General features: G+C 72.9%; 23 protein-coding genes and 1 pseudogene. 10 read left to right on the top strand and 14 right to left on the bottom strand.

Features of this window, described 5'->3' with window-relative positions:
- Positions 1 to 267, bottom strand: a 267-nt coding sequence (locus ABD317_RS15045; protein ID WP_344290487.1) for an anti-sigma factor family protein, incomplete at its 3' end; no start/stop codon positions are given.
- Positions 264 to 1,064, bottom strand: coding sequence for an RNA polymerase sigma factor SigE (gene sigE / locus ABD317_RS15050; protein ID WP_199788998.1), 801 nt, complete (start codon positions 1,062 to 1,064; stop codon positions 264 to 266). The genes ABD317_RS15045 and sigE, both read right to left, overlap by 4 nt.
- Before the next feature lie 354 nt (positions 1,065 to 1,418).
- Here sigE and ABD317_RS15055 point away from each other — a divergent pair, with 354 nt between their 5' ends.
- Positions 1,419 to 1,994, top strand: coding sequence for an O-methyltransferase (locus ABD317_RS15055; RefSeq protein WP_234019977.1), 576 nt, complete (start codon positions 1,419 to 1,421; stop codon positions 1,992 to 1,994).
- Positions 1,995 to 2,123: 129 nt separating this feature from the next.
- Here the strand turns inward: ABD317_RS15055 and ABD317_RS15060 are convergent, their stop codons facing one another.
- Positions 2,124 to 2,291, bottom strand: a complete 168-nt coding sequence (locus tag ABD317_RS15060) for a DUF3117 domain-containing protein (RefSeq protein WP_018834979.1) — start codon at positions 2,289 to 2,291, stop codon at positions 2,124 to 2,126.
- Between the two features lie 342 nt (positions 2,292 to 2,633).
- Between ABD317_RS15060 and chcB the strand changes: the two genes are divergently transcribed.
- A complete protein-coding gene (chcB, locus tag ABD317_RS15065; protein ID WP_344290488.1) occupies positions 2,634 to 3,437 on the top strand; it encodes a 2-cyclohexenylcarbonyl CoA isomerase in 804 nt (267 codons plus the stop codon).
- Between the two features lie 277 nt (positions 3,438 to 3,714).
- Here the strand turns inward: chcB and ABD317_RS15070 are convergent, their stop codons facing one another.
- Both ABD317_RS15070 and ABD317_RS15075 read right to left on the bottom strand, forming a co-directional pair.
- Positions 3,715 to 4,296, bottom strand: a complete 582-nt coding sequence (locus ABD317_RS15070; RefSeq protein WP_027754060.1) for a DNA-3-methyladenine glycosylase I — start codon at positions 4,294 to 4,296, stop codon at positions 3,715 to 3,717.
- Between the two features lie 379 nt (positions 4,297 to 4,675).
- Positions 4,676 to 4,888 (bottom strand): annotated as a pseudogene (locus ABD317_RS15075) (DivIVA domain-containing protein); the annotation flags it as partial.
- Positions 4,889 to 5,121: 233 nt separating this feature from the next.
- Here ABD317_RS15075 and folP point away from each other — a divergent pair.
- Positions 5,122 to 5,982, top strand: a complete 861-nt coding sequence (gene folP, locus ABD317_RS15080) for a dihydropteroate synthase (RefSeq protein ID WP_344290489.1) — start codon at positions 5,122 to 5,124, stop codon at positions 5,980 to 5,982.
- A 33-nt stretch (positions 5,983 to 6,015) separates the two neighbouring features.
- Here the strand turns inward: folP and ABD317_RS15085 are convergent, their stop codons facing one another.
- Complete coding sequence (locus tag ABD317_RS15085) at positions 6,016 to 6,756, bottom strand: LOG family protein (protein ID WP_344290490.1); 741 nt, start codon at positions 6,754 to 6,756, stop codon at positions 6,016 to 6,018.
- Positions 6,757 to 6,921: 165 nt separating this feature from the next.
- Positions 6,922 to 7,995: a succinyl-diaminopimelate desuccinylase gene (dapE, locus tag ABD317_RS15090; RefSeq protein ID WP_344290491.1), complete on the bottom strand. Its 1,074-nt coding sequence runs from the start codon at positions 7,993 to 7,995 to the stop codon at positions 6,922 to 6,924.
- 108 nt (positions 7,996 to 8,103) lie between these two features.
- Here dapE and ABD317_RS15095 point away from each other — a divergent pair, with 108 nt between their 5' ends.
- Both ABD317_RS15095 and ABD317_RS15100 read left to right on the top strand, forming a co-directional pair.
- The gene (locus ABD317_RS15095; RefSeq protein WP_344290492.1) at positions 8,104 to 9,057 is read left to right on the top strand and encodes a heavy metal transporter; all 954 of its coding nucleotides are present in this window, start codon (positions 8,104 to 8,106) and stop codon (positions 9,055 to 9,057) included.
- Between the two features lie 298 nt (positions 9,058 to 9,355).
- The gene (locus tag ABD317_RS15100; RefSeq protein ID WP_344290493.1) at positions 9,356 to 9,727 is read left to right on the top strand and encodes a hypothetical protein; all 372 of its coding nucleotides are present in this window, start codon (positions 9,356 to 9,358) and stop codon (positions 9,725 to 9,727) included.
- A 144-nt stretch (positions 9,728 to 9,871) separates the two neighbouring features.
- Here the strand turns inward: ABD317_RS15100 and dapC are convergent, their stop codons facing one another.
- Together dapC and fdxA are read right to left on the bottom strand one after the other, a co-directional pair.
- Entirely contained in the window at positions 9,872 to 10,978 is a 1,107-nt protein-coding gene (dapC, locus tag ABD317_RS15105) for a succinyldiaminopimelate transaminase (protein ID WP_344290494.1), read from the bottom strand.
- Positions 10,979 to 11,072: 94 nt separating this feature from the next.
- Entirely contained in the window at positions 11,073 to 11,399 is a 327-nt protein-coding gene (gene fdxA, locus ABD317_RS15110; protein WP_027754067.1) for a ferredoxin, read from the bottom strand.
- Between the two features lie 111 nt (positions 11,400 to 11,510).
- On the opposite strand from fdxA, the gene ABD317_RS15115 reads away from it, so the two are divergent.
- Together ABD317_RS15115 and ABD317_RS15120 are read left to right on the top strand one after the other, a co-directional pair.
- The gene (locus ABD317_RS15115) at positions 11,511 to 12,530 is read left to right on the top strand and encodes a GNAT family N-acetyltransferase (RefSeq protein WP_344290495.1); all 1,020 of its coding nucleotides are present in this window, start codon (positions 11,511 to 11,513) and stop codon (positions 12,528 to 12,530) included.
- 50 nt (positions 12,531 to 12,580) lie between these two features.
- On the top strand, positions 12,581 to 13,450 hold the full coding sequence (locus ABD317_RS15120) for a transglutaminase-like domain-containing protein (protein ID WP_344290496.1): 870 nt from the start codon (positions 12,581 to 12,583) through the stop codon (positions 13,448 to 13,450).
- Positions 13,451 to 13,576: 126 nt separating this feature from the next.
- On the opposite strand, the gene ABD317_RS15125 is transcribed toward ABD317_RS15120, so the two are convergent.
- The 5 genes from ABD317_RS15125 to ABD317_RS15145 form a co-directional block, all read right to left on the bottom strand.
- Positions 13,577 to 14,713, bottom strand: coding sequence for an ABC transporter ATP-binding protein (locus ABD317_RS15125; protein ID WP_344290497.1), 1,137 nt, complete (start codon positions 14,711 to 14,713; stop codon positions 13,577 to 13,579).
- A 15-nt stretch (positions 14,714 to 14,728) separates the two neighbouring features.
- Entirely contained in the window at positions 14,729 to 15,790 is a 1,062-nt protein-coding gene (locus tag ABD317_RS15130) for an ABC transporter ATP-binding protein (RefSeq protein ID WP_344290498.1), read from the bottom strand.
- 10 nt (positions 15,791 to 15,800) lie between these two features.
- Positions 15,801 to 16,778, bottom strand: coding sequence for an ABC transporter permease (locus tag ABD317_RS15135; protein ID WP_344290499.1), 978 nt, complete (start codon positions 16,776 to 16,778; stop codon positions 15,801 to 15,803).
- A 97-nt stretch (positions 16,779 to 16,875) separates the two neighbouring features.
- Complete coding sequence (locus tag ABD317_RS15140; protein WP_344290500.1) at positions 16,876 to 18,642, bottom strand: ABC transporter substrate-binding protein; 1,767 nt, start codon at positions 18,640 to 18,642, stop codon at positions 16,876 to 16,878.
- A gap of 122 nt (positions 18,643 to 18,764) precedes the next feature.
- Positions 18,765 to 19,805 (bottom strand): ABC transporter permease, encoded by a 1,041-nt coding sequence (locus ABD317_RS15145; RefSeq protein WP_344290501.1) that lies wholly within the window; start codon positions 19,803 to 19,805, stop codon positions 18,765 to 18,767.
- A 479-nt stretch (positions 19,806 to 20,284) separates the two neighbouring features.
- On the opposite strand from ABD317_RS15145, the gene ABD317_RS15150 reads away from it, so the two are divergent.
- The 3 genes from ABD317_RS15150 (at position 20,285) to mshB (ending at position 22,622) form a co-directional block, all read left to right on the top strand.
- Positions 20,285 to 21,271 (top strand): hypothetical protein, encoded by a 987-nt coding sequence (locus ABD317_RS15150; protein ID WP_344290502.1) that lies wholly within the window; start codon positions 20,285 to 20,287, stop codon positions 21,269 to 21,271.
- Between the two features lie 196 nt (positions 21,272 to 21,467).
- Positions 21,468 to 21,662 carry a hypothetical protein gene (locus ABD317_RS15155; protein ID WP_027754076.1) on the top strand — a complete coding sequence of 65 codons (195 nt, stop codon included), beginning with the start codon at positions 21,468 to 21,470 and terminating at the stop codon, positions 21,660 to 21,662.
- A gap of 54 nt (positions 21,663 to 21,716) precedes the next feature.
- Complete coding sequence (mshB, locus tag ABD317_RS15160) at positions 21,717 to 22,622, top strand: N-acetyl-1-D-myo-inositol-2-amino-2-deoxy-alpha-D-glucopyranoside deacetylase (RefSeq protein ID WP_344290503.1); 906 nt, start codon at positions 21,717 to 21,719, stop codon at positions 22,620 to 22,622.
- Positions 22,623 to 22,795 lie beyond the last annotated feature (173 nt).

Raw genomic sequence — 22,795 nt, forward strand, 5'->3', positions numbered from 1 at the left:
CAGCGGGTGGTCGACGGCCGCGCCCGGCGGGTGTACCGGGCCACGGAGGCGGGCCAGCAGCCCGTCCGAGGGCGCGGGCGGTGCGGCGGCGGAGAACACGCTCTTGAGCCGGCGCTGCTCGTCGGCCTCCGCCTTGCACCGCGGACAGGTCGCCAGGTGCGCCAGCACGCGGTCGCGCGCGTCGTGGGGCAGTTCCCCGTCGACCAGCGCCGCCAGGGCTTCGCCCAGGTGATGCTCGGCGGGCGACAGCCCGCCCACGCTGCTCACAGCGTTCCGCCCTCCTCGTCCGAGCCGTAGGCACCCTGCCCCGCCCCGGCGAGCGAGCGCTGTTCGGCCCTCGCCTCCGGGGAGCGGTGCTTGAGCGCCTTGCGCAGGTGGGAACGGCCGCGGTGGATCCGGCTGCGGACCGTGCCCAGCTTGACGCCCAGGGTGGCGGCGATCTCCTCGTACGACAGGCCCTCGATGTCGCACAGCACCACCGCGGCCCGGAACTCGGGCGCGAGGGTGTCCAGCGCGTGCTGGACGTCGGCGTCGAAGTGGGTGTCGTTGAAGTGCTGCTGCGGCGACGGCTCGCGGCTCGGCAGCCGCTCGGCGGCGTCGTCGCCGAGGGCGTCGAACCGGATGCGCTGCTTGCGCCGCACCTGGTCGAGGAAGAGGTTCGTGGTGATGCGGTGCAGCCAGCCCTCGAAGGTCCCCGGGGTGTACGTCGACAGCGACCGGAAGACGCGGATGAAGACCTCCTGCGTGAGGTCCTCGGCGTCGTGCCGGTTCCCGGTGAGGCGATAGGCGAGGCGGTAGACGCGGCCGCTGTGGGTGCTGACGATCTCCTCCCAGGAAGGCGGAGTCCACCCCTTGGCCGACGCGTCGTCTGCCGGGAAGGTGGAGAATCCGGCAACGGTCACGGTGTCGGTGGCGTGGCTGCGGTCATCAGCATTGTCGGTCACGGATTTCGGCTCATCCGGTGCTCGGGGCTCCCGGCGGAATCGCCGCAGGGTGCCCTGGTCGCCGGACGCGGCCGCACCTCCCCTGGTGGCTCTGGTGGTGTCCAGTAGGCCCCCTACCATATCCACCTCGCCCGTTAGCTCCGGATAAGCTCTTCCGACCGGTATTTTCCCGCATTCAGCGGAACCGTCCCCGCCGGCATCCTTACCTCGTCCGTATCACTTCCGTCTCCCCCAACGCACGGTCCGGCCAGCAGGTTCCCAGACGCAGCGGATACAGTCACGCTTGCGACGGATGCAGGTGCAGGTGCCAACGGGGAACAGGAGAAGGCGATTACCGGCAACCGGCTGGCGAGCTGGTCGTTCGCCGAGGCGTACGGCACGGACGGTGCCGCGGACGCCGACAGCGGCCGGGCCGGGGCGACCCCGGGTGACCCGGCGGCTTCGACGCGTGCGCAGGGCTCGGCGACCGCGGCGCTGCACTGGGCCCGGCAGCGGGCGCTGGAGTCCGGGCTGCGGCAGGTGTCCGCGGGCGCCGGGGCGGCGCTGCGGCTGCTGGCGGCGACGGCGGGCGCCAAGGCGGTGGTCGAGATCGGCACCGGCACCGGGGTCTCCGGCATCCACCTGCTGCAGGGCATGCGCCCCGGCGGGGTGCTCACCACCGTGGACCCGGAGCCGGAGCGGCAGCAGTTCGCCCGCCAGGCGTTCCGGGCGGCGGGGTTCGCCGCGAACCGGTCGCGGATCATCGTGGGCCGGGCGCTGGACGTGCTGCCGCGGCTGGCGGACGACTCGTACGACATGGTCTTCTGCGACGGCGACCCGCTGGAGTGCCTGGAGTATCTGGGCGAATCGTTGCGTCTGCTGCGGGCCGGGGGCGTCGTGTGCTTCGAGGGCGTCTTCGCCGACGGCCGCACGGTGGACTCGGCGGCCCAGCCCGACGAGGTGCAGAAGCTGCGCGAGCTGCTGCGCTCGGTGAAGGAGAGCCCGCGGCTGATGCCCGCGCTGCTGCCGGTGGGGGACGGGCTGCTGTGCGCCGTCAAGCGCGAGGCGTGACGGCGGGCGGGCGCGGAAGAGCGGAGGTGCGCCCGCTCGCCGGGGGCGGTCCGGCGGCCCCTGACGGCGATCCGCCCCGGCCACCGCGTGGCCGGGGCGCATACAGGGTTCTTCCGGACCTCGGTCCGACTAGCTGACGACCTTCTTCAGGGCGTCGCCGAGCGCGTCGGCTTCATCGGGGGTCAGCTCGACGACGAGCCGCCCGCCGCCTTCGAGCGGAACGCGCATGACGATGCCCCGCCCCTCCTTGGTCACCTCGAGCGGGCCGTCGCCCGTCCGCGGCTTCATGGCCGCCATGCTCGTTCCCCTTCCTGAAACCAGCTCTTCGTTGAGAAGCCTCGACGGCCTGTGGGCAGGCTCGTCGCCACCGGCATCGAACACAGTGCTTCTCGCCCATTATCCCGCATTGCCGGTCCTGATGACCAACATCGGTCCGCTTACTCTCGGCGACGCCCGACCGCAAAACCTCCCAATTCCCGCCAGAGGGATGCGATACTGCGCCCTTCCCGGCGAGGGCGCGCCGCGATTCCATTTGACGCACGTCACATGTCGCGGAGCGGTGATCTCCGCCATGCTGACGGCACCGGACGAGACGCGGCACAGCCCCGGTCACCGCAGGGGCGTAGCGAAGGGAAGAACATGGCGGACACCGTGCTGTACGAGGTCGCCGACGGGCTCGCGACCGTCACCCTCAACCGCCCGGACGCGATGAACGCCCTCGACACCGACACCAAGGCGGCCCTGCGCGACACCCTGCTGCGGGCCGCGGACGACGACGCCGTACGGGCCGTGCTGCTCACCGGCGCGGGGCGGGCGTTCTGTGTGGGGCAGGACCTCAAGGAGCACATCGGCACCCTCGCGGCGGCCCGGGCCGCACAGCGCACGGACCACGCGATGGACACCGTCGCGGAGCACTACAGCCCCATCGCCGCCACCCTCGCCGGGATGCCGAAGCCGGTGGTCGCGGGCGTGAACGGGGTCGCCGCCGGGGCCGGCGCGGGGTTCGCCTTCGCCGCCGACTACCGCGTGGTGGCCGACAGCGCGTCGTTCAACACCTCCTTCGCCGGCGTCGCGCTGACCGCGGACTCCGGCGTCTCCTGGACCCTCCCCCGCCTCGTCGGCCACGGCCGCGCCGCCGCCCTGCTGCTCTTCCCGCGCCGGATCGGCGCGGACGAGGCGCTGGCGCTGGGCATCGCGAACGTCGTCGTGCCGGCGGCGGACCTGGCCGCCGAGGCGGCGGCGGTGGCGCGCAGGCTCGCGGCGGGGCCGACGGCGGCGTACGCGGCGATCAAGGAGTCGCTGGCGTACGGGTCGGCGCACGGGCTGGCGGACACGCTCGCGAAGGAGGCGGAGCTGCAGTCCCGGGCGGGGGCGTCGGAGGACCACAGGATCGCGGTGGAGGCGTTCGTGGCAAAGGAGGAGCCCCGCTTCACGGGCCGCTGACCCCTCGCGGCACGGGCCGCTGACCCCTCGCGGCACGGGCCGCGGCGGCGCGGGCGCGCCGTGCGTCGTGTCGGGACGGGCGTCCCCGGCCCCGACCCGCGTACGGGACATGCGCGCACCGCCGGGTCCGCCGTCCGTGCGGGGGCACGCGGGTAAGGGCTCGCCCGCACGCGCCGCCCCGGCACCGCCCGCGCCCCCGCGGGTCCACCCTGCGATCAGGAGGTGCCCGTCGGCGACGCCCCGGCCCACCGGACCCCCCGGGCCGCCCCGGCAGGGGTCACCGCGCGTGGCAGTCCGCGAGGTGGTCGTCGACCAGGCCGCACGCCTGCATCAACGCGTACGCCGTCGTCGGCCCGACGAACCGCACGCCGCGCCGCTTCAGCTCCTTGGCCAGCGCCGTGGACTCCGGGGTGACGGCCGGTACGTCCGCAAGCGTGCGCGGCGCGGGGCGGCCGGCGGGGTCCGGGGCGTGGGACCAGATCAGGGTGTCCAGCTCGCCGGGGGCCCAGGCGGCGAGGGTTCTGGCGTTGGCGAGGGTGGCCTGCACCTTCAGCCGGTTGCGGATGATGCCGGTGTCGGCGAGCAGCCGCTGTTCGTCCGCGGGGCCGAACTCCGCGACCGCGGCGATCTCGAAACCGGCGAAGGCGGCCCGGAAGCCCTCGCGGCGGCGCAGGATCGTCAGCCAGGACAGCCCGGACTGGAACGCCTCCAGCGACAGCCGCTCGAAGAGCGCGTCGTCGCCGTGCACGGGCCGGCCCCACTCGTCGTCGTGGTACGCCACGTAGTCCTCGGCGGACAGCCCCCACGGGCAGCGCAGCAGCCCGTCGGGCCCGGCGACGGCCCCGCCGGCGGCGCTCACGGCCGGCCCGGCCGGCGCGCGGATCCGCGCCGCCGAGTTCCGCCCCGCCACGCGGCGCGCCCGGCGCCGGCCCGCCCGGTTCCGGCCCGGCGGGATCACGTCCGCCGAGGTCGCGCCCGCCCGGATCGGCGCCGCCCGGGTCGCGCCCACCGGGGTGCCGTCCGCCCAGATCCGGCCCGCCGAGGCGCTGGCCGCCGAGGGCGCGCGCGCCCCCGAAGCCCGGCCTCCGGTAGTCCGCCGGCCCGGGCGGCGGCGCGTCCTCGTACTCCGGGTACTCCGGCGGTCCCGCCGGAGTACCGCGGTACGCCGCCGCGTGCAGCCCCGCGAGCGCCGCCTCCAGCTCCGCGATGCGCGCGTCCCGCTCCGCCAGCTCCGCGGCGACGCGGTCCAGCGCGTCGTCGACGTCCGCCATGCGGTAGCCGCGGAGCGCGACCGGCAGCCGCATCCCGTCGATGTCGGCACGGCCGAGCGGCCGGTCGTCGGGCAGTGGGTCGTGGAGGCGGTCGGGCCGCGGCTCGGTCAGTTCCTCCTCGCCGTCCCCCGCCAGCACGACGGTGACCGCGGCGACGACCACGACCATGGCGATGAGCATGAACCAGAACACGATGTCTCCCCGTGGACAGCCGGGGCGCCACAAGGCCGCGCCCGGTACGCCGGGTGGCTGCGCCCCACCATAGCCGGGGCCGGTGACAGCCCCCGGGCCCGCCGCCGCGGGGGCACCGCGGCGCACCGCGGGGCACCGCGCCCGCCGCGCCGCAGCCGCGGGCTAAGGTCGCTGGAAGGAGCCCGGGAACCGCCGTCCCGGAGGGTGTCTAAGGAGGCAGCATGCTGCGACTGGGGTCGCGCACTTTCGCCGCGCACGAGCCGGTGATCATGGCGATCGTCAACAGGACCCCGGACTCCTTCTACGACCAGGGCGCCACCTTCCGCGACGAGCCGGCGCTCGCCCGCGTCGAGCAGGCGGTCGCGGAGGGCGCGGCGATCATCGACGTCGGCGGGGTGAAGGCCGGCCCGGGCGAGGAGGTGTCGGCCGCGGAGGAGGTGCGCCGCACCGCGGGCTTCATCGCGGAGGTGCGCCGCCGCCACCCGGACGTCGTGATCAGCGTCGACACCTGGCGCCACGAGGTCGCCGAGGCCGCCTGCGCGGCCGGCGCGGACCTGCTGAACGACGCCTGGGGCGGCGTCGACCCGCAGCTCGCCGAGGTCGCCGCCCGGCACGGCGCGGGGCTGGTGTGCACCCACGCGGGCGGCGTGCGGCCACGCACCCGGCCGCACCGCATCGCGTACGACGACGTGGTGGCCGACATCCTGCGGGTCACCCTGGGGCTGGCGGAGCGGGCCGCGGAGCTGGGCGTGCCCCGCGACGGGATCCTGATCGACCCGGGCCACGACTTCGGCAAGAACACCCGGCACTCGCTGGAGGCCACCCGCCGGCTCGGCGAGATGACCGCGGCGGGCTGGCCGGTGCTGGTCTCGCTGTCGAACAAGGACTTCGTCGGCGAGACGCTGGACAAACCGGTCAAGGAACGGCTGGTCGGCACGCTGGCCACCACGGCGGTCTCGGCGTGGCTGGGGGCGCAGGTGTACCGGGCGCACGAGGTGGCCGAGACCCGCCAGGTGCTGGACATGGTGGCCGCCATCGCGGGCCACCGCGCCCCGGCGGTGGCCCGCCGCGGCCTCGCCTAGGGCCTGCCCGGGGGCTGCCGTACGGGCCGGGGCCTACGGGGTCTCCTTCGTGACCAGCTCCACGGCCTCGGCCACGTCGTCCGTGATGTGGAACAGGTCGAGGTCCCGCTCGGCCGCCTTGCCGCCGTCCACGACGGTCTTGCGCAGCCAGTCGACGAGCCCGCCCCAGTAGTCGCTGCCGAAGAGGACGATCGGGAACCGCGTCACCTTCTTCGTCTGCACCAGGGTCAGCGCCTCGAACAGCTCGTCCATCGTGCCGAAGCCGCCGGGCAGCACCACGAACCCCTGGGAGTACTTCACGAAGCACGTCTTGCGCACGAAGAAGTAGCGGAAGTTCACGCCCAGGTCGACGTACCTGTTGAGCCCCTGCTCGAAGGGCAGCTCGATGCCCAGCCCGACCGACAGCCCGCCGGCCTCCAGCGCGCCCTTGTTCGCCGCCTCCATCACCCCCGGCCCGCCGCCGGTGATCACCCCGAAGCCGGCGTCCACGAGCCCCTTGCCGATCGCGACGCCGCGCGCGTACTCCGCGCTGTCCGACGCCGTCCGGGCCGAGCCGAAGACGCTGATCGCCGGCCCCACCTCGGCGAGCGCGCCGAACCCCTCGACGAACTCCGCCTGCATCCGCAGCACCCGCCACGGGTCCTCGTGCACGTACTCCGCGGCGCGCTCCCGGGTGTCCAGCAGGTGCTGGTCCATCGTCCCGCGCTGGACGCGGCTGCGGCGGCGGATGACGGGGCCGAGCCGCTGCTCGTTGAACTCGTCCCAGCTGCCCACGGGCGGCTCCCTTCCTTGTGCTTCTTCGTGCTTCTTCGTGCTGCTTCGTGTCTACTCGTGCCACCCCGTACGACGATCTCCCGGCCCAGGCTAGGCGAAGCCGCCCGAACCCGCGTGAACACCATCAGAAACCGCTACGGAACAGCCGGTGACACGCCTTTTCGCTCACGCGGTGAGCCAGGCCCGCAGCCGCTCCTCGCAGTGGTGGATACGGGCCGTACGGACGTGCTCGTCGCGCTTGTGCGCGTAGTTCGGGTCGCCCGGTCCGTAGTTCACCGCGGGGACGCCCAGGGCCGCGAAGCGGGCGACGTCCGTCCAGCCGTACTTCGGCCGCGGGGTGCCGCCGACGGCGGCGGTGAACGCGGCGGCCGCGGGGTGGGCGAGGCCCGGCAGCGCGCCGGGGGAGCTGTCCTCGACGGTGATCTCCGCGATGCCGCAGCCGTCGAAGTACTCCCGTACGAAGGCGGTCGCCTGCTCCTCGGAGCGGTCGGGGGCGTAGCGGAAGTTGACGGTGACCTCGCAGACGTCCGGCACGACGTTGCCCGCGACGCCGCCGCTGACGCGGACGGCGTTGAGGCCCTCGCGGTACTCCAGGCCGTCGATGACGGCGTGCCGCGGTTCGTACGCCGCGAGCCGGGCCAGCGCGGGGGCGGCGGCGTGGACGGCGTTGGCGCCGAGCCAGCTGCGCGCGGAGTGGGCGCGTTCGCCCTCGGTACGGAGGACGACGCGCAGCGTGCCCTGGCAGCCGCCCTCGATCTCGCCGTCGGACGGCTCCAGCAGCACGGCGAAGTCGCCCGCGAGCCAGTCGGGATGACGCTCGGCGAGCCGGCGCAGGCCGTTGCGGGCGGCGTCGACCTCCTCGTTGTCGTAGAAGACGAACGTGAGGTCGCGGTTGGGCGCGGGCACGGTGGCGGCGATGCGCAGCTGGACGGCGACGCCGGCCTTCATGTCGGAGGTGCCGCAGCCCCAGAGCACGCCGTCCTCGTACGTGCCGTCCAGGCGGGAGGGCACGTTGCCGGCGACGGGCACGGTGTCGATGTGCCCGGCGAGCACCACGCGCTCGGCGCGCCCCAGCCGGGTCCGGGCGACGACGGCGTCGCCGTCGCGGTCCACCGCCAGGTGCGGGAGCCGGCGCAGCGCGGCCTCGACGGCGTCGGCGAGGGGCTTCTCCGCCCCGCTGACGGAGGCCGTGTCCACGAGCAAGGCGGTGAGCCGGGCGGCGTCGAGCGTCAAGTCCATGCCGACGACCCTACGGTCCGGGCGCCGCCCCGCGCGCGTGCGCCGTACGGGCAGAGCAGGACCGCTCCCTTGCCCGCGGCTGTCCGCCGCGGGCGCTACCGTGGGCGCGTGCCCCCCTCCGACGTCCTCCGCCGCCGCCTCCTCCGCGCGTTCGTCGCGCTCGCGGTGCTCGGTGGCGTGGGCGCGTACCTGCTGGTCCACCTCAACACCGGCGGCGGGCCCGCGCCGCGCTGCGAGGTGCGCACGGCGGGCGAGGACGAGCCGTACGAGCTAGATCCCGAACAGGCCGCCAACGCCGCGACGATAACCGCCGTGGCGTCCTCCCGCCGGCTGCCCGAGCGCGCCGTGACCATCGCGCTGGCCACCGCCATGCAGGAGTCCGCCCTGCGCAACATCGAGCACGGCGACCGCGATTCGCTGGGCCTGTTCCAGCAGCGGCCCTCCCAGGGCTGGGGCACGGAGGAGCAGATCCTCGACCCGGTGTACGCCAGCGGCAAGTTCTACGAGCACCTGGCGGAGATCCCCGGCTACTCCCGGCTGCCGCTCACCGAGGCCGCCCAGCGCGTCCAGCGCAGCGGCTTCCCGCAGGCGTACGCGAAGCACGAGCCCGCCGCCGCCCGGCTGTCGGCGGCGCTCACGGGCCGCGCGGGCGGCGCCTTCACCTGCACGACAGCGAAGGGCGCCGCGCGCCCCGGCGATCCGGCGCTGCTGCGCAAGGAGCTGAAGCGGGAGTTCGGCGACAGCGTGCTGCCGGAGTCCGGGGCCGGCGGGCCGGGCGGGGGGTCCGGGGACGCGGACGGGGGCGGCCGGCAGGTGCTCGTGCTGCCCGCCGCCGTGGACGGCGCCGGGGGCGCGGGCGGCGGGGGCGGCGCCGAGGACGCGACCGACCACGGCTGGGAGCTGGCGCACTGGGCGGTGGCGCAGGCGCCGCGGCTGCGTATCGCGCAGGTGTCCTTCGCCGGCCGCGAGTGGCGGGCGGAGGACTCGGCGGACGGCTGGCGGCGGGTCGGGGGCGGCGGCGCGGCGGGCGCGGCCTCGGTCCGCATCGTCACCGAGCCGTAGCGCGCGCCCCTTCGCACGGGGGAACCCGGTCAGCGTGGGTTGACCGCGGAGCGGGATGCGCACCCCCGCCGCGGCCCGGTTCCGCGATCCGACAAACCCCCGGTGAACAGGGGTCCTCGGCCCCCTCGAAGGTGCGCGGACCGACCTGGTTTGCCCGGTTTTCTGGTGAAGCAGATAATGCGACGCATTACCAACTCTTTACCTGGAGCGGCCGCAACCTTCCGGCGCCTCACGCGGTAGTCACGGCGTCCGCACGGCGGACATGACCTGTCAGTACCCCCTCCGTCAAAGGAGCACCATGTCCCACCCCCTCAAGCGCCATCTCGCCCGGGTCGCACTCGTCGTCACCGCGGGTGCCGCACCGGTCGTCGGCGCCGCGGGTGCCGCAAGCGCCGTCGAGCTGCCGAGCACGAACGGGCTGGCCCCGTTGAGCGCCCTGGACACCGGCGCGCTGCCCGAGAGCGTCTCGCAGACCGGCGGCGAGGTGCTCACCACCGGTGGCGAGACCGCGGCGAAGCTCGGCGAGAGCGCCGGCCCGACCACCGAGCAGGCCCTGGGCGCACTCCAGGAGACCACCGGCAGGACCGTCGACCAGGGGCAGTCCGCGGTCGGCGAAGCCGCCGGGAACCTCACCCCCGAGCTGCCCACCTCAAAGCTGGGCCTCGCCTGAGCCTGCACGGCCGGCCCCCCGGGCCGCCGGGCCCGCCGAGCCGTCCTCCGCAGGCCCGGCGGCCCGGCAGGGCCCGTGGCGGACCCGCCGGGCCCACCGGGCCCGGCAGGCCGTACGGAGCCCCGCCGGGGCCTCTCGGCCCGCTCAGCGCCGCAGCGCCCACAGCCGCTCCACGGCGGCGGCCACCCGCTCGTCCGTGGCCGTGAACGCCACCCGGACGAACCGCTCCCCCGCGGCCCCGTAGAACTCCCCGGGCGCCACCGCGATGCCCAGCTTCGCCAGCTCGCCGACCGTGTCCCAGCACGGCTCATCCCGCGTCGCCCACAGATACAGCGACGCCTCGCTGTGCTCGATCCGGAAGCCCGCCCCCGTCAGCGCCTCGCGCAGCGCGGCCCGCCGGCGGGCGTAGCGCTCGCGCTGCTCCGCCACGTGCCGACCGTCGCCCAGCGCCGCGATCATCGCCTGCTGCACCGGCTTCGGCACCATCATCCCGGTGTGCTTCCGCACCGCGACCAGCTCGCGCACCACGGCCGCGTCGCCGCCGGCGAACCCCGCGCGGTAGCCCGCGAGGTTGGAGCGCTTCGACAGCGAGTGCACGGCGAGCAGTCCCTCGTACGAGCCCTCGCTGACCGACGGGTGCAGCACGGACACCGGGTCGGTCTCCCAGCCCAGCTCCAGGTAGCACTCGTCGGAGGCGACGAGCACCCCGTGCGCGCGCGCCCACGCCACCGCGCGGCGCAGTCCGGCCGCGTCCACCGTGCGTCCGGTGGGGTTCGACGGGGTGTTGAGCCACAGCAGCCGCACCCGCGCCGGGTCGAGGTCCGCGACCGGATCGGCGTACGTCACGGGCTCCGCGCGCGCCGTCAGCGCCCCGATCCGGTACGTCGGATACGCCAGCTCCGGATACGCCACCTGGTCCCCCGGCTCCAGCCCCAGCAGCGTCGGCAGCCAGCCGACCAGCTCCTTGGTGCCGATCGCCGGCAGCACCGCGTCCGGTCCGACCGCGGCCCCGAGCCGCCGGCCGAACCAGCCGGCGATGGCCTCGCGCAGCTCCGGGGTGCCCCAGGCGAGCGGGTAGCCGGGGCTGTCGGCGGCGCCGGCGAGCGCGGCCCGCACCACCTCGGGGACGGGGTCGACGGGGGTGCCGACCGACAGGTCGACGATGCCGCCGGGGTGCTCGGCGGCGGCTGTCTTGTAGGGCTCCAGCCGGTCCCAGGGGAAGACCGGCAGCCGGGAGGTGACGGGTCGCACTCTCACTGTCCTCAGTCGACGCAGCAACCCCCGCCGATCAGCCCGGAGCCGATGGGCGGGGGCGATGCGTGTGTGTCGCCGTGGTTCTCCGTTACTACTCGTCGTGCTCCTGCGGCGGCAGGGCGGCGACGATCGGGTGGTCCCGCTCGATCAGGCCGAGCTTCGACGCGCCGCCGGGCGAGCCGAGGTCGTCGAAGAACTCGACGTTCACCTTGTAGTAGTCCTTCCACTCCTCCGGAGTGTCGTCCTCGTAGAAGATCGCTTCCACGGGGCAGACCGGCTCGCAAGCACCGCAGTCGACGCACTCGTCCGGGTGGATGTACAAGAACCTCTGGCCCTCGTAGATGCAGTCGACGGGGCACTCCTCAATGCAGGCCTTGTCCTTGAGGTCCACACAAGGCTCTGCGATGACGTAGGTCACGCTGTCGTTCCTCCTCGATCAGGCTGGCGGCGCGGGAGCGCGGCGTGTCGATGCCCGCATCTAGTATCTCCGTTCCCGGGCACGGAGCGAACAAGAGGGGCGTGGAGAGCTGTGGAATTCACCACTGGGGCGCGGCTCGAAGTCCGTATCACCCCTGCTGACGTGGGAAAACGTGTTTCCGTACGACGACTGACAGATGCCTGCGAGGCAGCCGCGCGGTTCACGGATGCAGTCGGTGTGCTCACATCGTGGGACGCCGGGGAGCTTCGTCTCACCAGGCGGAACGGTGCGGTCGTCCGGATTCCGGAGTCGGCCGTGGTGGCGGCGAAGGTCGTCCCCGCCGCGCCGGCGCGCCGGCGCGGGCCGGCGGCCTCGGCGGCGGAGCTGACCCGGGTGGCGGCCCGGGGGTGGCCGCCGGTGACGAGCGAGCGGCTGGGCGACTGGACGCTGCGGGCCTCGGACGGCTTCACGAGCCGCGCCAACTCGGTGCTGCCGCTGGGCGACCCCGGGCTGCCGCTGGACGCGGCGCTGGCGCGGGTCACGCGGTGGTACGGGGAGCGGGGGCTGCCGCCGCTGGTGCAGGTCGCAACGGGCACGGGGGACGCGGGGGACGCGGCGGGCGGCGGCGAGGCGGTGGCGGCGGCGCTGGACGCGCGCGGCTGGGCGGTGCGGCGGGCGGCGCTGCTGCAGGTCGGGGAGCTGGCGCCGGTGGCCGACACGCGGGCCGCCGGAAACGGCGCGGAGCGGGTGGAGCTGTCCCGTACGGCCTCGGCCGGGTGGTTCGCGCTCTACAACCGGGCCGGGGAGCTGACGCCGGCCGCACGGACGGTGCTGGAGGGCGGCCCGTCGGTGTGGTTCGCGACGGTCCCGGGGACGGACGGCACCCCGGCGGCGATCGGGCGCTGCGTGGTCGACGGCCGCTGGGCGGGCTTCGCGGCGGTGGAGGTGGCCCCGGCGTACCGCCGCCGCGGGCTGGCCACGACGGTGATGGCCGCCCTCGCGGACCGGGCGCTGCAGGAGGGCGCCTCGGCGGCGTACCTCCAGGTGGAGCCGGACAACGCCCCGGCCCTGGCCCTCTACGGCGCCCTCGGCTTCGCCACCCACCACGCCTACCACTACCGCTTGGGGTAGGAGAGCCGTACGGGGCGGCGTGGCGGGGGACGTGGCCCCACAATGGACTCATGAAACAGCCCGGTATCGATCACCGGGCCCGGTTCGCGGAGGAGGCCCGCGCGCCGCGGCCCGACCTCGCGCTGCTCTGCCTGCTCGTCGGGGCCGAGACCGGGCCCGGGCTCGACGAGGACGGCATCGACGGCGTGCAGATCGAGCTGGACGAGCTGGCCGGGCGGTTGCCGTACGCGCCCGGCGGGCCGCGCGCGTGGGCGCGCGCCGCCGCCGAGCTGCTCGGAGAGCGCTGCGGGTTCCGCGGGACGCCCGGGGACTACCGCCGGCTGGAGTCGTCCCAGCTGCACGAGGTGCTGCGGCGGCGCCGCGGGCTGCCGATCATGCTGTCCGTGGTCTGGATGGAGGTCGCCCGCCGGGCCGGGGCCCCGGTGTACGGCGTGGCGCTCCCCGGGCACTTCGTCGTCGGCTTCGGCCCGCCCCCCGTCGGCCCGGCCGCCACCGACCCGCCCGCCGCGGACGAGCCCGTGCTGGCCGACCCCTTCGACGGCGGCCGGCTGCTCTCCCTCGCCGACGCCGAGTCGCTGGCCGCCGAAGCCACCGGCGGCGCGCCGCTGTCGGCCGCGACGCTGACGCCCGCCGACCCGCTGGACATCGTGCGGCGCATCCTCAACAACATCCGCGCCTGGGCGGCCCAGCGGCCCGAGCAGTCGGACGTCCAGCTCGCCGCCGTCGACCTCGCGCTCCTGCTGCCCAGCCACCCCGCCCGGCTGCGCCACGAGCGGGCGCAGTTGCTCGTCGCCCGCGGCGACTTCGCCGCCGGGGCGGTGGAGCTGGAGGAGTACGCCTCGGTGATAGCGGCGATGGAGCCGCAGGCCGCCGACTCCCTGCGCCGTCAGGCCCGCGCGGCCCGCGCCCGCCTCAACTGAGAAGCCATCCGCGGCCCGGGAGCAGCCGGGAGCGCGGAGACGGCACGCGGGAGACGACGCGCGGGCCGGCCACCGGAGACGACCCCGGCACCGGCCCCCGCGTCCTGCGCGGCGTACGCCCCGCCGCTACTCCTTCGCCGGCGCCCCGGCCGACCCCTCCTCCAGCGCCGCCAGCGCCTTGTCCAAGATGACCTGCTGGTCGCGCGCCACCGTCGGCTCCTCCGGGAAGTGGCAGGCGGTCAGGTGCCCGGCCCGGTTGCCGCCGATCTGCACCAGCGGCGGCTCCTGCTCCGCGCACAGGTCCTGCGCCTTCCAGCACCGCGTGCGGAAGCGGCACCCCGACGGCGGGTTGATCGGCGAGGGCACGTCGCCGGCCAGCCGGATGCGCTCCCGCGGGGCCTCGTCCTCGTCGTCCGAGAGGGCCGCCTCCGGGACGGCGGAGAGCAGGGCGTGGGTGTACGGATGCCGCGGCCGGGAGTAGATGTCCTCGCGGTCACCCGTCTCGACGATCTTCCCGAGGTACATGACCGCGACGCGCTGCGAGAAGTGCCGGACGATCGCGAGGTCGTGCGCGATGAACAGGAACGCGATGCCCATCTCCCGCTGCAGCTCCTGCAGCAGGTTGACGACCTGCGCCTGGATCGACACGTCGAGCGCCGAGACCGGCTCGTCGGCGACGATCAGCTTCGGGTTCAGCGCCAGCGCCCGCGCGACCCCGATGCGCTGCCGCTGGCCGCCGGAGAACTCGTGCGGGAAGCGGTTGTAGTGCTCGGGGTTGAGGCCGACGGTCTCCAGCAGCTCGCGGACGCGCTTCTCCCGGCCGCCGGGCGGGTCGATCCCGTTGACCTCCATCGGGCTGTTGATGATGGTGCCGACGGTCTGCCGCGGGTTCAGCGACGAGTACGGGTCCTGGAAGATCATCTGGATCTCGGACCTGATCGGCGCCAGCGCCTTGCGCTTGGCGTACGTGATGTCCTGGCCGCGGTAGGTGATCCTGCCGCCGGTCGGCTCCAGCAGCCGCGTCAGCAGCCGCCCGGTCGTCGACTTGCCGCAGCCGGACTCGCCGACCAGGCCCAGGCTCTCGCCCGAGCGCACCTCCAGGTCGACGCCGTCGACCGCCTGCACCGCGCCGACCCTCCGCTTGATCGGAAAGCCGCCCATGATCGGGAAGTGCTTGGTGAGCCCTTCGACGGTGAGCAGTTCCTCGCCCGCCACTGCCGGGGTGTCGTCCCGGGGGCCGGGGAGGGTGAGTTCTTCGCTCATGGTGGTCAGTGCTCCCTAGCCCAGCCGGGGCTTGATCTGCTCGATGAAGATGTCCTGCTTCTGCCCGGCGCTCAGATGGCAGGCGGCCCCGCGGCCCTCGGGCAGCGCCGGCCGGTCCGTACGGCACGCGGCGCCGCCGACCTCCTGCACGAAGGTGCACCGCGGGTGGAACGGGCAGCCCGGCGGCGGGCTCAGCAGGCTGGGCGGGGTGCCCTTGATCGGCATGAGCGGCACGTCCACGTCCGAGGAGAGCCGCGGCATGCTGCTCAGCAGGCCCCAGGTGTACGGGTGCTCCGGCCTGCGCAGCACCTCGCGCGTGCTGCCCCGCTCCACGGCGCGGCCCGCGTACATCACCAGGATGTCGTCGGCGACGTTGGCGATGACGCCGAGGTCGTGGGTGATGAAGACGATCGCGGAGCCGAACTCGCTCTGCAGGTCCCGGAGCAGGTCGAGGATCTGCGCCTGCACGGTCACGTCGAGCGCGGTGGTCGGCTCGTCGGCGATCAGCAGGTCGGGGTTGCAGACCAGCGCCATCGCGATCATGGCGCGCTGCCGCATGCCGCCGGAGAACTGGTGCGGGTAGTCCTCCGCGCGCATCTTGGCGTTGGGGATGCCGACCTTGTCCAGCATCTCCACGGCCCGCAGGTGCGCCTCGCGCTTGGAGACGCCCATGTGCTTGCGGTACGGCTCGGCGATCTGCCGGCCGACCGTGTAGAAGGGCGAGAGCGCGGTCAGCGGATCCTGGAAGATCATCGCCATCTTGTTGCCGCGCAGCTTCTCCAGCTTGCGCTCGGGCATGCCGATCAGCTCTTCGCCGTCGAGGCTGATGGAGCCCTCGATGTTCGTGTACATCTGGTTGTGCAGGCCCAGCACGGTCAGGTTGGTGACGGACTTGCCGGAGCCGGACTCGCCGACGATGCCCAGGGTCTTGCCGCGCGCGACGTCGAAGGAGAGACCGTCGACGGCCTTGACGACGCCGTCCTCGGTGGTGAACTGCACGCGCAGGTCCTGCACCGAGAGGAAGGCGCCGTCCGCGGACGGTGCGGAACCTTCCGATTCCTTGGTCAGGGTGGTCACTGCTCTTCTCCTAGGACAGACGGACGCGCGGGTCGATGAAGGCGTACGCCGCATCGACGATGACGTTCATCAAGATGATCATGGCGGACGAGAACAGCAGCACACCCATCAGCACCGGCAGGTCGGCCCTGAACACCGACGTGATGGAGAGGTTGCCCAGACCCGGCAGCGAGAAGGTGAACTCGGTGATGATCGCGCCGCCCAGCAGGGTGCCGAGGTCGATGCCGAAGATCGTGACGACCGGGATCAGGGCGCCGCGCCAGGCGTAGCGGAAGAAGACCGTGGGTCCAGACATGCCCTTGGCCTTGGCCGTTCTGACGTGTTCCTCCTGCAACTGCTCGATCATCGTGGACCGCACCATACGGGTGTAGTTCGAGCCGAAGATCGTGGCGAGCACCATCCAGGGGAGGATCAGCCCGACCGCCCACTGCCATGGGTTCTCGGTGAACGGGCTGTACTTCGGGTCGCTGAAGATCCCGGTGCTGTACACCAGCGCCCACAGCACGAGCGGGCCGATGAAGTAGATCTGCAGCGAGCCGATGACCAGGGAGCTGCCGCTGACGAACTTGTCGACCGGCGTGCCGCGCCGCCAGGCGGCGATCATGCCGGCGCCGATACCGAAGACGAGGAAGACGACGGCCGCGCCGAAGGTGAGCGACAGCGTGGTGGGGAAGCGGTCCTGGATGAGGGTGAGGACGTTCTCGTCGTGGACGAACGAGCGGCCGAGGCAGGGCGCCGAGCAGTCGCCCGTCGGGTAGGAACGGCCGGTGAAGATGCCGGAGAGGAAGTTCCAGTACTGCACCGGGACGGGATCGTCGAGGCCGAGGGACCTGCGGATCAGTTCGAGGTTCTCGGGCGTGCACTTCTCGCCGCAGGAGATGCGGGCGGGGTCGCGCGGGATGGCGAAGAACAGGAAGAAACAGACCGCGCTGAGGATCAGCAGGATGATCAATGCGCCGATTGTCCGGCGAATCAGGAAACGAAGCATGACTGTGGGCTGCTCTCGAAGGACAAAGCGGCGACGTGGACTGAAGGTGGTGCGCGGGGCCCGCCGATCGGGCGGGCGCCCGCGCACCGAAGGGGTGCTACTGCTTCAGGTACAGCTTGCGCGGGTCGAGGGCACCGATGACGTCGTCATACTGGACGCCACCGACGTTCGAGCCGTGGAGCTGGATCTGCTTGTAGTACGTCATCGGGATGTTGGAGATCAGGTCCTTCACCACGTACTGGGAGAGCTTGTTCCACTCCTTGGCGGCCTTGGCCGGGTCCGCGATCTTCTGGACCCGGTCGATCTCCTTGTTGAGGAAGTCGTCGTTGGTGTGCGAGTAGTTCGACGAGCCGTCCTGGATCTGCCGGCCGTCGTAGAGCGGCGGGACCACGGTGCTGGCGGACGGCCAGTCGGCGCCCCACGCGCTCACGTACATGTCGAACTTGTTGTCGACCAGGCCGATCTCGTCGTAGTACGTCTCGGCGGAGATCTCCTTGCGCTGGACGTCGAAGCCCGCCTCCTCCAGCGTGTCCTCCATCGTGGGCGAGTAGTTCTGGCCCTCGGGGGTGTTGATGTAGCCCCAGGTGAGCTTGTAGCCGGTCTCGCCGGCCTCTTCCAGGATCTTCTTGGCCTTGGCCGGGTCACCCAGCGGCTTCTCCAGCTTGCCGAAGGGGTCGAAGCCGTCCTCGTAGCCGGAGACGGTCGGGCTGATCAGACCGCCGGCCAGCTCCATGCCCTGCGGGCCGCCGTACGCCTGCTGGTACGGCTGGATGGGCAGCGCGTAGGCGATGGCCTCGCGGACCTTCTTGTTCTTCACCCGGTCCATGTTGATGGCCATCTGCGAGACGTACGGCTGGTAGCCGGCGGCCTTGCGCTTCTGGGCCTCGGGGTCCTTGTTCAGCTTCGGCACCGTGGCGGCGTCCACCTGGTTGTTGAAGCTGACCGAGTTCTTGTTCGCGCCCTGGTCGGCCATCAGCCGCTCGGTCGAGGTCTCGTACTGGATGTTGAACGTGATCTCGTACTTGTCCGGGTAGGCGTTCCGCGTCGCGTCGGTCGCCGGGTCCCAGTGCTCGTTCCTGACCAGCGTCATCGACTTGCCGGTCTTGAAGGACTCGATCTTGTACGGGCCCGCGGTCATCGGGTCCTTGTCGTACTTCTCCTTGGTGTCCTTCGCCTCGGAGACCATGGAGTAGCCCGGCATCGCCAGGGCGTACGGGAGGTCCGGCTTCGGCTCCTTGAACTTGAAGACGATGGTCTTGTCGTCCGGCGTCTCCAGGACGGAGTCCGGCAGGTGGTCACCGTTGTACGGGCCCTCGGGCAGCATCTCGCGGTACTCGGTGCCCGGGGTGTTCGCCAGCCACTGCTGGATGAAGACCGGACCGTCGTTGATGAACTCGGCGAACTGCCGCTCGAAGGTGTGCCGGACGTCCTTGGACGTGATGTCCGTGCCGTCCGCCCACTTGATGTTGTCCTTGAGCGTGTACGTCCAGGTGCGGCCGCCGTCGGAGGGCTTGCCGCTGTCCGTGGCGAGGTCGCCGACGATGGTCTGCTTGACGTTGGCGTCGGTCTTGTAGCCGGTCAGCCCGCGGTGGATCAGCCGCGACAGGGAGCCCTCGTCCGAGACGTATATCTGTCCCGGGTCGAGGTGCGCGTAGCTGTCACGCTGCATGACGTTGATCGTGCCGCCCTCCTGGGCACCCTTCACCTCGGCGGCGGGGCCGGTGGACGCCTCGGCGTCACCGAACGGGATCTGCGCCTGCTGCTTCTGCGCCTTGTCCTTCTCGTCCTGCGCCGAGTCCGTGTCCTCCGAGCCGCTGCTGCAGCCGCTCAGGACCAAGGCCCCGGCGGCGAGCACCGCTGCCACGGCGTGCGCTCTGCGTGCACCCCTGATTCTCACTGTCTAACCACCCTGTCTGTCGGTCTTGACTTGCTGTGTGCGTGTTCACCCGTTGCCACGGCGGTCGCACCCTGGCGGCGGTACGAACGTCAGCGCGCGGCCTTCGGATCGAACGCGTCGCGGACAGAGTCCCCCAGCAGGTTGAAGGCGACCACGAAGATCACCATGGCGATGCCGGGGAAGAACATGAACGTGGGAACGGTCTCGGACACGTCCGCGGCCCGGGAGAACATCAGGCCCCAGTCGGGGGTCGGGTTCACCAGGCCGACGCCGAGGAACGACAGTCCCGCGGCGCTCGTCACGACGAGCGGCAGCTCGAAGGTTCCCTGCACGAGGATGGGTGTGACGAGGTTCGGCAGCATCTCCTTGCGGATGATTCGCCAGTTCGACGCCCCGCTCACCTTGGCGGCCTCGACGAACTCGCGCTCCCGCATGGCGAGCGCGACGCCGCGCACGATGCGGGCCATGCGCATCCAGCCCAGCGCCGCGAGGATCCCGATCAGCACCGCGACCCGCAGCCAGGTCGGAGTCGCGTCCTCGGGGGCGACGAAGATCGTGGTGATGACAGGCATGAACGCCACGAAGAACAGCTGGCTCGGGAACGCCAGCATCAGGTCGGTGAAGCGGCCGATCAGCGTGTCGGTGCGGCCGCCGGTGAAGCCGGCGGCCACGCCCAGCAGCACGCCGATGAGGACGGTGAGGATCGTCACCGCGATGGCGATGGCCAGCGAGGTCCGGATGCTGTAGATCAGCAGCGTGAAGACGTCGCGGCCGAGGATGGGCTCCAGGCCGAACCAGAACTCGCTGCTGATGCCGCCGTTGGGCTTGACCGGGTAGCCGAGAGCGTCGAACAGCTCGGGCTTGCCGGTGGCCGAGTTGTACAGCGTGTACGGAGACTTCCCGTACAGCTTCGAGATGAGCGGGGCGCATATCGCGATCAGCACGAAGAAGCTGACGACATACGCGGATATGACCCCCGCGCGGTCGCGCTTGAAGCGCTGCCACATCAGCTGACCGGGCGATTTGCCGATGTGATCGGCGGTGCCCTGGCCATCGCCCCCCTCTGCCTTGACGGGTTCGAGCGTTGTGGGCTCGGACCCCGTCGGGGCAGCCTCGGATGGACTCGTCATTGGCGTTGTGCTCCCGAACCGGATGAGAGCCGCAGCGCCCGTGCACGCTGCGGTGGTTGACGGGACTTTCGCAATCGATTCATCCCCCAGTCAAGGGGGTGACGGGCTCAGGCGAGGTGCGCAATCGCTTCTTGAGCGTAAATTTTGCAGATTGAGGTCCGTACGTGCTTGACAAGCCGCCTTAGTGACCGACATATGCGACAAATAGCTTCGAAGGTCGTTAACACGACGGCAACCCGTCTGTGGCATCACCGATATACGAACGCGCCACTCTGGGGAGCGTACGGCCGTGCGGGTGCCGTCACCCGGCCGGGCCCGGCTGCACGCCGGTCCGGCCGGGTTCCGCCCGCCCTCCGCCGGGGTCCTCCGGCGTCCGGCCGGTCTTGCCGGGAGTGTTGTCCGGCGCCGCGGAGAGGTGTAGACCTGGGTGCCGAGTGGGCCCAAAAGGCGCACGGTTGCGTATCGGGGGTCGGCCGGCGATGGAGCAAGGACACATACTGGGGCGCGGCGCGCGCGTCTTCGGCGCCGTGTGCTGCGCGCTCCTCGCCCTGCTCTCGCTCGTGTGGATCGGCCGCGACGTCGACGTCACGGGCGGCCTGCCCGACCTGTGGTGGTCCTGGGCGGGCGCCCCCGAGAGCGCTCCGGAGAGCCCCCGGGGCACCTCCCTCTACGACCCCGTCCTCGTCTGCGTCTACGCCGTCGCCGGCGTGACCGCCCTGTACTCCACCGCGGCCGCCGGCGCCCTCGGCGCGGCCGGTGCGGTCACGATCCTGCTGCGCGCCCCCGTGCTGTGGACGCTGACGGCGGACTGGATGCAGCACATCGACCAGGACCTGCGCAACCGGGCCCTGCTCTTCGCCGGGGTGGGCGTCACCCTCGGCGCGGTGCTGCTCATCTCCGTCGCCGCCGGCCGCCGGCCGGTGGACTCCGCCGGCGCCGGCTACCTGCTGCCCGACGAGCAGCCGCCGCGCCGGCCCACCCGCGGCGCCGCGGCCACCGGCCTCGTCTTCCTCGCCGTCGCCGCGCTGGCGCTCGCGGCGTGGGAGCTGCGCACCGCCGCGGTCGTCGGCTGGGACGCGTACGGCGACCGGCTCACCGGCGACGGCACCACGTACACGCTGCTGATGCCCCCGGCCGCGTACGGCAAGTGGGCGGTCGCCGCCCTCTGCGGCGTCGCCGCCGTGGCCGCCGCCCGACGGGCCGCGCTCTCCCGCCCGCTGGGCATGACCGCCGGCGCGCTCGTCCTGGGCTGGGGCGCCGCCGACACCTCCCGGTACCTCAAGCACGAGGTCTTCGAGCGCTTCGGCGCCCTGGACACCGAGCACCAGCTGCAGGTCGCCACCGGCATCGGGCTGCTCCTCGCCGGCTTCGTCATCCTGTTCGCGTTCGCCGGCCGGGGCGGGCGCGACCCCGTGGCGGAGCCGCTCCCCCGCTGGCAGGAGCCCTCCTCCCCGCCCCCCTGGTGACCCCCGCGGAACCTCCGCCACCCCCTCCCCGACGGCCCCGCGACCACCCCGCGGCGCCCTGCTCCGTGCGACCCCCGCATGCGCCGGTGCGCCGAACGATGCACGGATACCGATAGTTATGATGCGTGCGCGCGACGGGCATGCATCTCCTGGCCCGTCATATGACCCGACCACAGGTCCCGGGAGGTGAGCCGCTGTGGCTCTGTCGATCTCGCTGGTGCTGCTGCTCGCGATCATCGTCTATCTGCTGATCAAGAAAAGCGGCCTCAAGGGCGGGCACGCGGTGGTGTGCATGCTGCTCGGCTTCTACCTCGCCAGCTCGTCGGTGGCCCCGACCATCGACGACGTGACCCAGAACGTCGCGGACATGATCGAGAGCATCGAGTTCTGACCTCCGCACAAGCGCCCCGGGGGACCTCCCGCCCCCTCGTCTAGGCTTCCCTGTATGAGCAGGGAGCTTCCGACGCGCAGGCTGCTGCTGGTGCACGCGCATCCGGACGACGAGACGATCACCACCGGCGCCACCATGGCGCGGTACGCCGCAGAGGGCGCCCTGGTCACCCTGGTGACGTGCACCCGGGGCGAGGAAGGCGAGATCATTCCGCCCTCGCTCGCCCACCTGGGACCCGGGCGGAGCGACCGGCTCGGCCCGTACCGGGCCGGTGAACTCGCCGCCGCCATGCGGGCGCTGGGCGTCACCGACCACCGCTTCCTCGGCGGCCCCGGGCGCTTCCGCGACTCGGGCATGAGCGGCCTCGACACGAACGGCCGTCCCGGCACCTTCTGGTCCGCCGACGTGGACGAGGCGGCGGGCCTGCTGGTGCCGGTGATCCGCGAGGTACGTCCGCAGGTGCTCGTCACGTACGACCCGGACGGCGGCTACGGCCACCCCGACCACATCCAGGCCCACCGCGTCGCGATGCGCGCGGCGGACCTGGCCGCGGACGCCGCGTACCGTGCACCCGGCCCGGACCCCGCCGAGCCGTGGGCGGTGGCCCGTATCTACTGGACCTGCGCCGCGCGCACCGCGGTGGAGCGGGGCCTCGCCGGACTGGCCGCGGCCGACGCCCCCTTCGCGGAGCCGGCGACCGTCGCGGACCTGCCGGGCGTGGTCCGGGACGACGAGGTCACGGCGGCCGTGGACGGCGGTGCGTACGCGGCGGCGAAGGCCCGCGCCCTGGCGGCGCACGCGACGCAGATCACCGTCGCCGGCGGCTTCTTCGCCCTCTCCAACGGGCTGGGCCAGCCGATTCTGACCACGGAGCACTTCCTGCTCTCCGGCGGCGCGGACGCCGCGCGGCACGACCCGGGGCCCGTGGCGACCGACCTGTTCGCGGGGGTGGCGGCGTGAGCACCAGGAAGCGGGCCGCACGCCCCGGGGCGGCGGCGGGCGGCGGCCGCGGCAAGACGGGCGGCGGCGGCAGCGGGAAGTCAGGCGGCGGCGCGGGCGGGGCAGGCCGGGGCGGCGGGGGCGAGGGCGGTGTCCACGGTGAAGTGGAGCCGGGTGCCGCCGTGTGCTTCTGC

The sequence above is a fragment of the Streptomyces synnematoformans genome (genome assembly GCF_039531005.1).
Lineage (GTDB): Bacteria > Actinomycetota > Actinomycetes > Streptomycetales > Streptomycetaceae > Streptomyces > Streptomyces synnematoformans.